Raw genomic sequence first — 10,093 nt, 5'->3', positions numbered from 1 at the left:
GCGGTCGCCTCGGTGGCGGCGTTCGACGTGGGCGCGGGCGCGGCGGCCTGCCTGGCGGACCCGGCGGTGCGGGAGGGGTTCCTGCGGGACTGGGAGGGCGAGCTGCTGCCGCTCCAGGGCACCAGCGCCGCGGCGCTGGTCGCCGAGATGGAGGCGGCGGGGCAGGAGTGGAGCCTGGCGACGCTCGCGCCGCGCCTGGCCGACCGGCCCGTGCTGCTCGTCGGGACGGGACGCGACCCCGTCACGCCCGCAGAGACGCACCACCATCCGCTGGTCCGGGCCTACGAGGCGCATCCGGTGCCGCGACTGGAGCACCACCTCTTCCCCACCGACCACGCCCTGTCCGACCACCGGCTGACCCTGGCCCGCACGGTCGTGGACTTCCTGGACCGCACGCTCCACCCTTGATGCCCTATGGTGAGGTTTCGGAAAAGATCTATACTTTTGTCCGAAACTCTCCCGGCACCCACCCTTCACCCCTCAGGAGGGCATCACCGTGGCAAGCAAGACGAAGACCCGTGTCGGACTGGTCGCCGGCGGGCTGGGCGCATATTGGCCGCAGTTCCCCGACCTGCTCCCCCAGCTCCAGCGATCGGCCGACCGGGTCTCCGAACGGATGCGGGAGCTGGACGCGGAGATCGTGGACGTCGGGTTCATCTCCGACGCCCAGGAGGGCGCGGTCGCGGCCGAGAAGCTGCGGGCCGCGGACTGCGACCTCATCGTCGGGTTCCTCACCACGTACATGACGGCCACCATGCTCGTGCCCATCGCGCAGCGCAGCGGCGCGCCCGTGCTGCTGATCAACCTGCAGCCGACCGAGTCGATGGAGCACGCCACGTTCGACACCGGCCAGTGGCTCGCCTACTGCGGCGCCTGCCCGCTGCCCGAGATGGCCAACGCCTTCCAACGGTGCGGCATCCCGTTCCGGTCGGTTTCGGGCTACCTGGAGGACGAGCGCGCCTGGGCCCGCATCACGAGCTGGGTGCGGGCCGCCGGGGCCCGCGCGGCCCTGCGGCACGGCCGGCACGGCCTGATGGGGCACCTCTACCCCGGCATGCTGGACGTCTCCACCGACCTCACGCTCGTCTCGGCGAACTTCGGCGGGCACGTCGAGGTGCTGGAGTTCGACGACCTGCGGGTCCGCGTGGAGAAGGTCACTGACACCGAGGTCGCCGCCAAGCGCGCCGAGACCGAGAAGATCTTCGAGCTGGCCGACAGCGTCAACGCCGTCGACCTCGAGTGGGCCTGCCGCGTCTCCGTCGGCCTGGACCGGCTGGTGGAGGACTTCTCGCTGGACAGCCTGGCGTACTATCACCGCGGCCTGGACGGGGAGACGCACGAGCGGCTGGGGGCGGGGATGATCCTCGGCGCGTCCCTGCTCACCGCGCGCGGCATCCCGGCGGCCGGCGAGTTCGAGCTGCGCACCAGCCTGGCCATGCTGATCATGGACCGGATGGGCGCGGGAGGGTCGTTCACCGAGCTCCAGGCGCTGGACTTCCACCGGGGCCACGTCGAGATGGGCCACGACGGCCCCGCCCACCTGGCCATCAGCGCCCGCAGGCCGCTGCTGCGCGGGCTCGGCGTGTACCACGGGAAGCGGGGTTGGGGCGTCTCCGTGGAGTTCGACGTCAAGCACGGGCCGGTGACGGCGTTCGGGATCATCCAGCGCCGCGACGGACGCTTCGCCCTGGTGGCCTCGGAAGGTGAGACCGTGGACGGGCCGCACCTGCAGATCGGGAACACGACGTCCCGCGTGGACTTCGGCCGGGACCCCGGCGAGTGGACCGACGACTGGAGCGCGACCGGCATGTCCCACCACTGGGCCCTCGGCACCGGCCACCGCGGCGCCGAGCTCAAGGCCCTGGCCCACCTGCTGGAAGCGGAGTACATCCAGGTGTGACCCCTGGGCGCTCCTGCCGGGCCCGGGCCGCCGGAGGGCCCGGCAAGGGCGTTCGAGGGACTACTTTTACCTCCGCTTGTCGATCGATTAACGGACCGCATGCCGCTCCGGATCTAGGGTCGCGTCCATGGGCTCTCCAGAAGGCGGCGAGCGGGAGTCGATCGTGCGGACGGCGACCAGACCGTTCGCCGCGCTCGGCTTCGACGGCACCTCCACCGAGCAGATCGCGGAGGCCGCGGGGCTGGACACGGCGGCCCTCAGCGCGCATTTCCCCACCAAACGGGGGCTCTACCTCACGGTCATGGAGGAGGCCCACCGGGTGCTGTCCGAGGTCATCGTGGCCAGGGCCGACGAGCTGCGGGACACCCCGCCCGAGCGGCGGCCGGAGGCGCTGCACCGCGCCGACGCGCAGTTCACCACGTACACGATGATCTGGTGCATCCACGGGTTCACGCTGAGCGGGGTGCTCGACGGGACCGGCCGGCGCCGCCACGCCGACGATCCCCGCATGTTGCGGCGCTTCCGCGCGCACATGCATCAGCTGCTCGACCGGGCGCTCAAGCTGTAGGAGTGGGCTTCAAGAATCTCCGAACGGGAGGGCCGCTTCATGACGAACATTTCGCGAACACGTCAAGCGAGATCTTCCGCGGCGTCCCTCCGCTAGATCTACACCCTGGCACACCGTAAGCAATCTGCTACGTGCGTGCGTGTATTCTGCCCATATGCGAGGTTTCAGGCAATTCGGGCGCTCGCACGTCGTGAGCGAGACGGGCTGAGGCGGTGCGGGGGAACGGCGCCCTGACGACCGGTTCGTCCCTCCTGGACGAGCTGCTGGTCGAAGCCGTCGTCAGCACACGGGCGCACATCGGCAACCTCTACCTCCTGGACGAGGACGGCGACGTCCTGAAGATGGACAGCCAGCTCGGGCTTCCCCCCATGATCGCCAAGGCGTGGGCCAGGGTCAGGACGAACGACCGCGCGCCGATCGCCACGTCGGTGTGCGAGCAGCGGCTGGTCTGGGTCCCCGACAGGGAGGGCCTGGCGCGCGAGTTCCCGTCGGCGGCGCTGTCCGTGCCGTACGACTTCGCGTCCGCCGCGCACCCCCTCATCTCCGACGGCACCGTCTGGGGCGGCTTCGTGCTGTTGTGGCCGGCGGGGCGGGTGAGCCGGCTGACCCAGCGCCAGCTCGACCGGATCGAGGACATCAGCGGCCAGATGGCCGAGGTGCTCCAGGAGGCCGCCGAGCAGGGGCAGCCGATCAAGCCGGGGCCGCGGCCCCGGGTGCTGGACCCGAAGCGCAAGGCCGACCCGCGGCCCGACCTGATCGCGCTCGACTGCCTGAACCGGCTGCCCGAGGGTCTCGGCTCGCTGGACGTGAACGGGCGCGTGAGCCTCCTCAGCGCCCCGGCCGCCGACCTGCTGCTCAGCTCCGCGTCCGATTTGCTTGGCAAACGCCTGGGTGAGGCGCTGCCGTGGATGAACGACCCCGCGTACGAGGACGCCTACCGCGCCGCGGTCGTCGGCCGCCAGGTCACCCACTTCACGATACGCAACCCCGCCGGGCGCCAGCTGTCGCTCCGGTTCTTCCCCGGCCTGTCCGGGATCACCGTGCGCATCACGCCCGCCGTCGGCGCCCGCGGCCCGGGTCACCTGGCGGCCGGAGCCGAGCGGCCGGCCCCGAACGTCGCGCTGCACGAGGTCCTGTACCTGGCGACCAAGCTCTCGCGGGCGGTGACCGCGCAGGAGGTGGTCGACCTGGTGGCCGACCACGTCATGCCCGTCTACAACGTCCAGGCCCTGGCCATCCTGACCTCGAAGGGCGGCCGGCTGCGCGTGGACGCCTCGCGCGGCTACAGCCCGCAGGCCATCCAGGAGTTCGACGGCCGTCCCGTGATCCCGCCGGACCCGGCCAACCACTCCTTCGACGCCGGCCAGCCGACGTTCTTCTCCACCTGGGACGAGCTGCGCAAGGCATACCCGGGGGCCGTCCGCTCGGACGACATGTCCGCCTGGGCCTTCCTGCCGCTGGTCATCTCGGGTCATCCGATCGGCACGTGCGTCCTCGCCTACAACCGGCCGCACCAGTTCTGCGCCAGCGAGCGGGCCACGCTGACCGCGCTCGCGGGGCTGATCGCGCAGGCGTACGAGCGGGCCCGGCTGTACGACGTCAAGCACCAGCTCGCCCAGTGCCTGCAAAAAAGCCTGCTGCCGCGCAGGCTGCCCGAGATCGCCGGCCTGGAACTGGCCGCCCACTACCTGCCCGCCACCCCGGGCATGGACATCGGCGGCGACTTCTACGACCTCATCCGCCTGACCGACACCATGGCCGCCGCGGTCATCGGCGACGTGCAGGGCCACGACGTGACCGCGGCCGCCCTCATGGGCCAGGTACGCACCGCCATCCACGCCCACGCCACCTCCGGGGCCAGCCCGGGCGAGGTGCTCGCGCGCACCAACCGGCTGCTCAGCGAGCTGTCCCCCGACCGCTTCACCAGCTGCCTGTACGTCAACATCGACCTGCGCAAACGCATCGCCTGCCTGGCCAGCGCGGGACACCTGCCGCCGCTGTTCGGGCGGCCCGGGTGGCGTACCGAGGCCATCGACTCCTCGCCCGGGCTGCTGCTCGGTGTGGACCCCGACGCCGAGTACGCCACCACGGAGGTGCCGATGCCGCCCGGCTCCGTCCTGGCCCTCTACACCGACGGCCTCATCGAGGAACCGGGCCGCAGCATCGGCGAGGCCATCGACGACCTGGCCGAGCGCTTCACGCCCTCACCCGGCCAGCCCCTGCACGACCTGGCCGAGTCGCTCATCAAGCAGGCCACGGCCGAACAGCGCATGGACGACATCGCGGTGCTCCTCTGCAGGACGTGAGGCTGTCAGGGCTCGCGCACCGCGCGACCCATCCTGGACAGCGCCTGGCGCAGGATGTCCGGCGAGGTGGCGAAGTTGAGCCGCACGCAGCCGGCCCCGCCGGAGCCGAACACGTGCCCCGAGCTCACGGCGACGCGGGCGCGATCGAGGAACAGCTTCGCCGGTCCGGCGACGTCGCTGACGACGCCGAGCTCGTCGCTCTGCCCCTCCTCGTGCAGGCCGAGCCAGGTGCAGTCGAGCCAGGCGAGGTAGGTGCCCTCGGGCGGTCGATAGCGCGCCTCAGGGAGGTGTTCTGCGATGAGTTGCCCCAGAAGGGTGCGATTCGCGTCGAGGCCGAGTATCAGCTCGTCGAGCCAGGTTCCGCCCGCGCGGAACGCCGCGGTGTGCGCGATGACGCCCAGGTGGCTGGGGCCGTGACCGACTTCCTCGGGCATGCGCCGGAGGTCGTCGACGGCGTCGGCGCCCGCGATGACCAGGGCGGCCTTGAGACCGGCGAGGTTCCAGGCCTTGGACGCGGAGGTCAGCGCGAAGCCGTTCTCGGATCCTTCGATGTCGAGAAACGGGACGAAGGTGGCTCCGGGCAACACGAGCGGGGCGTGGATCTCATCGGATATCACCCGGACGCCGTGCTTTCGGGCGAGCTGGGCGATCGCCTGCAACTCATCACGGGTGTGGACGACGCCGGTCGGGTTGTGCGGGTTGCTCATGAGGAACGCCGCGCGACGGCCGTGGCTCCGCGCGCGGACGAACGCCTCTTCCAGGGTGTCGAGGTCGACCCGCAGATCCGGGCCGAGCCGCGCCTCGACGATCTTCCTCGCGTCGTGCGTGACGAACGCGTAGAAGGGCGGATAGACCGGCGAGCACACGACGACCGCGTCCCCGGGGCCGGTGATCAGGCGGAGGATCTCGACGATGCCCATCATGACGTCGGGCACGACGGCCGTGTGCTCGACGCGCAGGCCGTCCCACCGCCATCGCCGGCGGGCGAACTCCGCGAGAGCCTCCGCGTAGGCGGTCCCGTACGGGTATCCGGTGTCGCCGAGGTCGATCGCCCGGTGCAGCGCGTCGGCGATGGGACGGGCCAGCGGCACGTCCATCTCCGCCACCCAGAGCGGAAGCACGTCATCGGGGTGCGCGCGCCACTTCATGCTCGTGCGCTCGCGTAGCTGTTCGAGCGACAGCTGCACGAGAGGATCGGCCCGCCGGCTGACTTCGGAACCGGCCCTCTTCATCCGATCACCTCATGCCTCTTCCCGCTCGATGATTGACCAGCAAGGTTAGGCGAGTGCCGACGGCCCCACCAGAGGCTCCTCCTGAATGTGGCAATAAACAAGGTGAATGGCTAGCGCGAGGCGGCGAGCCTGTCGACGAGGAAGGCCAGGTCCGCGCCGAGGGAGGAGCCTGCGCTCCATACCGCTTCGTACGAGATCTCCACCGCGCGACCGTCATCCACCAGGGGGCGGGAGCGCGCATCAGGCGAGGTGAGCTTGGACCGCGGCAGCATCGCCGCTCCCAGGCCCAGGCTCGCCCACTCCTCCAGGACCCGATAACTGCCGGCCTCGCCCGGGTAGGTGCGCAGCGGCAACGCGCGCGCCGCGAACAGCTGCCTGGTGAACGTGGTCAGACCGCAGGAGTCGGGCACCAGGATGAGCTGCTCGCCTCCGGCCTCCCCCACCTCCAGAGGGGCCTCCTGCGAGGAGCCGACGACGACGATCGGCTCGACCTCGATGATCCGGTGCTCGAACCGCGGCAGCGGCGCCACGGCCGGGATCAGGATGATGTCGAGCTGCCCGGCCAGCAGGCCCTCCCGCAGGTCCTCCATGTTCGCCTCACGCAGCACCAGGTCCCGCGGCGCAGGAAGGTCACAGACCGCGCTGAACGCCCGCGCGACCAGCTGCGAGCCGATGAGGGGAGATACTCCCATGCGGATCTTCTGATCGCCGGGCTCGGTCAGCCGTCTCGCCTCCGCCACGATGGCGTCGAGCCCGGCCAGGGCGCTGTCGACGAGAGGCAGGATCCGAGCGCCGAACGCGGTCGGCGTCACCCCGCGCGGTGATCGATCGAACAACCGCCCTCCGAGACGTTCCTCGAGCTTGGCGATCCCGTTCGACAGCGCCGGCTGGGTGACACCGTACGCGCGGGCGGCGGCGCTGAAGGACTTCGTCTCGGCGACCGCCTGCGCGTACCGCAACCCCTCCGGATTCAGACGCTCAGCCATAGCTTCATCTTATGGCCAGATTCACTCATGTCCGCTACCCGGCTGCCTGACCAGCATTTACGCCGGACCATTCCATAACCGCTAGATATGCATATATGGGATGGAGCGCACCCTTGTCAGCCATCACCACCGAAGAGGCGATGAAGTTCGCCGTGACGGCCGGCGTATGCCCGATGATCGAGCGCATGCCCCTGGAGCAGGCAGGCGGGGCCGTCTCCCGGCCTCGGCTCCGGCGCGCCACGCTTCCGCATCGTGCTGGACGCGACCGACGCCCGCGATCGACGCGCGCCGACGATCGGACGGCGGGCGGGATGAGCCGCGCCGGCGCCTACGGCTCGAACCTGACGCGTCCGACGACGGACGGCGTGGCGCGGCTGACCATCACCTCCCCGCGCTCGACGGCGGTCTCCCGCACCCCGAACCGGGCCCCGAGGCTCTCCTGGACCCCGATCACCGCGCTCTCGGCACGGGAGGCCGCCTCCGCGTCCCCGAACATCGTGATCGTCATCACGGTCCCCCCGCCGGTGTCGACGGCGGTGTAGAGGACCGACCCCACCTGCTCGGGGACGCGGTCGGCGAACTCCCGGTCCACGTGCTGCACCATCTCGGTGATCGCGCTCGCGTCCGCGCTGTAGTGCCTGACTATCGCATACATGCGGATCACGCTATATCCCCATATGAGGACTTTCAAGTCCCCGAGTAAGGACTTAAACCACGGCCCCCGAGACCCGCCGGCGCTTGACGGGCGGCCCCGGAGGCGGCTTGCGGTCGTACCGGGCCAGCCAGACGGCCAGCGGCCCGGCCACGAAGGCGGACGACAGCGTGCCCGTCACGATCCCGGTCACCAGCGCCAGCGCGAAGTCCCGCAGGGAGTCCCCGCCGAAGACCATGAGCGCGAGCAGGATGAACAGCGCGCCGAGTCCGGTGTTGACCGTGCGCGGCATGGTCTGCAGGATGGCCGAGTTCACCGCCGTGACGAACGGGCTGCGGGGGGACCACAGCTCGCGTACCCGGTCGAAGACCACGACCTTGTCGTTGACCGAGTAGCCGACGATGGTCAGCATCGCGGCCAGGAAGATCCCGTCGACCGGCTTGCCGAGCCACGCGAACATGCCCGCCACCACGGTCACGTCCACCAGCAGCGCCAGCACCGCCGCCGCGCCGAACGTCCACCTGAACCGGATCGCCAGGTAGGCCAGCTGCATGGAGACGGCCACGCCGAGCGCGACGAGGGCGTTGCGGCGCAGCTCCTCGCCCAGGCTCGGGCCGACGAACTCGTCGCTCCGCTTGGTCACCTCCCCCGCCTGCCGCTCCAGCTCCTGCTCGATCCTGGCCACGTCGTCCAGCCCGAGCTGCCCGGCGCGTACGGTGACGCCGTCGCCGCTGGCCTGCACGACCGCCGAGGGGAACCCGGCACGCGAGACGGCCTGCCCCGCGACGTCGGCCGACAGGGGCTTCGCGGTGGCGAACTCGACGAGCCGCCCGCCGGTGAACTCCACGCCGAAGTTCAGCCCGCGGGCGAGCAGCCCGGCGACGGCCACCGCCACCAGCGTGCCCGCGATCGCCAGCCACAGCCTCCTGGCCTTCATGAGCTGGGGGTTCCTGCGCGTCAGCCAGGTCCGTACGGCTCCCGGCGAGCCCAGGCCCGACAGGCGCGGACCGACCCGGCCGATGACGGCGTGGGCGAGCACGCGGGTGATCAGCATGGCCGAGACCAGCGAGGCCAGCACGCCGACGGCCAGCGTCACGCCGAAGCCCTTGACCGGCCCCGAGGCCAGCCAGAACAGCAGGCCCGCGGCGATGAGGGTGGTGACGTTGGAGTCGGCGATGGCACTCCAGGCGTTCCTGAACCCCCGCTCCAGGGCCGCCTTCAGCCCGCGGCGGCCGCGCCCCTGGTCGTACTCCTCCCTGGCCCGCTCGAAGACCAGCACGTTGGCGTCGATGGCCATGCCGATCGCCAGCACGAACCCGGCCAGCCCGGGCAGCGTGAACGTCGCCCCCATCGCCACCAGCGCCGCGTACGAGATCAGGCCGTAGCAGGCGAGCGCGAGCGTCGAGAGCAGCCCGGACATCCGGTAGACCGCGACGATGAAGGCGGCCGTCAGGACCAGCCCGGCGACCGCCGCCTTGGCGCTCGCGTCGATGGCCGCCGCGCCGAGCGTCGGGCCGACCGTACGCTGCTCGACGATGGTGAGCGGCACGGGCAGCGCGCCACCCTTGATCAGCACGGCCAGGTCGCGGGCCTCGTCGTGGGTGAACGAGCCCGTGATGTCCGCGCTCCCGCCGGGGATCCCGGTACGGCACGGGATCGACGGGTCGAGCGGCGGCGAGGAGATCACCTCGTCGTCGAGCACGATCGCGATCCGGCGCTTGGGATCGCCCACCGGCTCGCACGCCGCCGCCCCGCTCATCCGCTGCCAGGCGCCGGCGTCGCGGAAGTCGATGCTCACCCACCAGCCGGGGCCGCGCTGGGGGTCGCTCTGCTGGACGGCGTCGGCGATGCCGTCGCCGGTGATGGCGGCCGGCCCGAGCCGCAACCGCCCGCCGTTCTCGTCACGTACGTCACCTTCGTTGCCGAGGACGGGGTGGAAGGCGAGCTGCGCGGTACGGCCGATGACCTCGGCCGCCTGCCGCGGGTCGAGCACGCCGGGCAGCTCGACGATGATCCGCCGCTCGCCGGAGCGGACCAGGGTGGGATCGACCACGCCGAGCGCGTCCGCCCGCTGGCGGAGCACGTCGAGAGCGCGGTCGGTGGCGGCCGAGTCGGCCTTGACGGTGGGCGAGTCCCTCGTCTCGAAGACGAGCTGGGTGCCACCGCGTAGATCCAGGCCCAGGCGCGGGGCGCTGACCAGGGCCAGGATCAAGGAGATCGCGATGACGGCAAGGGCCGTCACCGCACGCCAAACTGGCGCACGGAACATGAAAGCCTCCACAGGCTCAGATGTGCGAAAAGGGGGTCTTCAGCACTCTGTGGAGGGAGGCCCCCGCGCGGGGGCCGCCGCCGGACGGCGGTCGGCGGGAACGTCGGCGGCCGGGCTCGCGACCACGGCCACCCAGGCACGCCGCGGCTGCGGCAGGGCGGACGGCAGCACGGCCGGCCC

At 71.3% G+C, this 10,093-nt stretch carries 7 protein-coding genes and 1 pseudogene; 4 read left to right on the top strand and 4 right to left on the bottom strand.

The genetic code is table 11. The features are described from left to right. From ACWDX9_RS54035 to ACWDX9_RS54020, 4 genes and pseudogenes are all read left to right on the top strand, one after another. A pseudogene (locus ACWDX9_RS54035) lies at positions 1 to 408 on the top strand (alpha/beta hydrolase family protein); the annotation flags it as partial. Positions 409 to 496: 88 nt separating this feature from the next. Further along, complete coding sequence (locus ACWDX9_RS54030) at positions 497 to 1,900, top strand: arabinose isomerase (protein ID WP_449970074.1); 1,404 nt, start codon at positions 497 to 499, stop codon at positions 1,898 to 1,900. Positions 1,901 to 2,027: 127 nt separating this feature from the next. Next, the gene (locus tag ACWDX9_RS54025) at positions 2,028 to 2,468 is read left to right on the top strand and encodes a TetR/AcrR family transcriptional regulator (protein WP_449970072.1); all 441 of its coding nucleotides are present in this window, start codon (positions 2,028 to 2,030) and stop codon (positions 2,466 to 2,468) included. Between the two features lie 212 nt (positions 2,469 to 2,680). After that, on the top strand, positions 2,681 to 4,774 hold the full coding sequence (locus ACWDX9_RS54020; protein ID WP_449970069.1) for a GAF domain-containing SpoIIE family protein phosphatase: 2,094 nt from the start codon (positions 2,681 to 2,683) through the stop codon (positions 4,772 to 4,774). Between the two features lie 5 nt (positions 4,775 to 4,779). Here ACWDX9_RS54020 and ACWDX9_RS54015 read toward each other — a convergent pair whose 3' ends face one another. The 4 genes from ACWDX9_RS54015 to secD all read right to left on the bottom strand — a co-directional run bounded on the left by ACWDX9_RS54015 (position 4,780) and on the right by secD (position 9,913). After that, entirely contained in the window at positions 4,780 to 6,006 is a 1,227-nt protein-coding gene (locus tag ACWDX9_RS54015) for a MalY/PatB family protein (protein ID WP_449970067.1), read from the bottom strand. Between the two features lie 110 nt (positions 6,007 to 6,116). Beyond that, positions 6,117 to 6,992 (bottom strand): LysR family transcriptional regulator, encoded by an 876-nt coding sequence (locus ACWDX9_RS54010; RefSeq protein WP_449970065.1) that lies wholly within the window; start codon positions 6,990 to 6,992, stop codon positions 6,117 to 6,119. 328 nt (positions 6,993 to 7,320) lie between these two features. Then, positions 7,321 to 7,647: a hypothetical protein gene (locus ACWDX9_RS54005; RefSeq protein ID WP_449970062.1), complete on the bottom strand. Its 327-nt coding sequence runs from the start codon at positions 7,645 to 7,647 to the stop codon at positions 7,321 to 7,323. 52 nt (positions 7,648 to 7,699) lie between these two features. Further along, on the bottom strand, positions 7,700 to 9,913 hold the full coding sequence (secD, locus tag ACWDX9_RS54000; RefSeq protein WP_449970059.1) for a protein translocase subunit SecD: 2,214 nt from the start codon (positions 9,911 to 9,913) through the stop codon (positions 7,700 to 7,702). Positions 9,914 to 10,093: the final 180 nt, after the last annotated feature.

The organism is Nonomuraea sp. NPDC003201, assembly GCF_053590415.1.
This window is presented reverse-complemented; position numbering and strand designations above follow the sequence as displayed.